This is a genomic window from Pseudomonas sp. AGC41, assembly GCF_057334555.1.
This window is the reverse complement of record NZ_JBHFJB010000090.1, coordinates 11,650-12,251: the sequence shown is the minus strand read 5'-3', so window position 1 is coordinate 12,251 and position 602 is coordinate 11,650. Positions and strand designations below refer to the sequence as shown.

Annotated in this window: 1 protein-coding gene; it reads right to left on the bottom strand. The window is 58.3% G+C overall.

Annotated elements, in window-relative coordinates; genetic code table 11:
* Positions 1-73: 73 nt before the first annotated feature.
* Entirely contained in the window at positions 74-475 is a 402-nt protein-coding gene (locus ACE04F_RS16495) for a MerR family transcriptional regulator (protein WP_486108317.1), read from the bottom strand.
* Positions 476-602: the final 127 nt, after the last annotated feature.

Below are 602 nucleotides of genomic sequence, written 5' to 3'. Positions count from 1 at the left end.
GAACAACTGGCAAAATTGATATGACTGACACACCGCCATCGCGAGCAGGCTCGCTCCCACAGGGGACGTGTTGTTACTGGACAACTTCCTCGCCCTTGATCGTCTGCTCCAGCGCCTGGATGCAACGTTCTTCGGCGGTGTCGAGCTCCAGCTTCATCTGTTCGATATCCAGCAACTGCTGTTCGAGTTGTTCACGCCGTTCGGCGATTTTCGCCAGCATGCTGTGCAGCTGCTTCTGATTGCCGCTGCTGGGGTCGTAGAGTTCGATCAACTCACGGCACTCGGCGAGCGAAAAACCGATGCGCTTGCCCCGCAGGATCAGTTTCAGGCTGACCTTGTCCCGCGGCGAGTAGACACGTTCCTGACCCCGCCGCTCCGGGCGCAACAGACCCTGCTCTTCATAGAAGCGGATGGCGCGGGTGGTGATATCCAGTTCGCGGGCGAGGTCGGAGATGCTGTAGGTCTGGCTGCTCATGGAAGCGCTCGAAACGAAAGGGATTGGCGCTAAGCTAATGGCAGGTTGACGTTCACGTCAAGCAATGAGCTGTCGACGAAACCTGTGGGAGGGGGGCTGCTCGCGAAAGCGGTAGTCCAGCCAATAT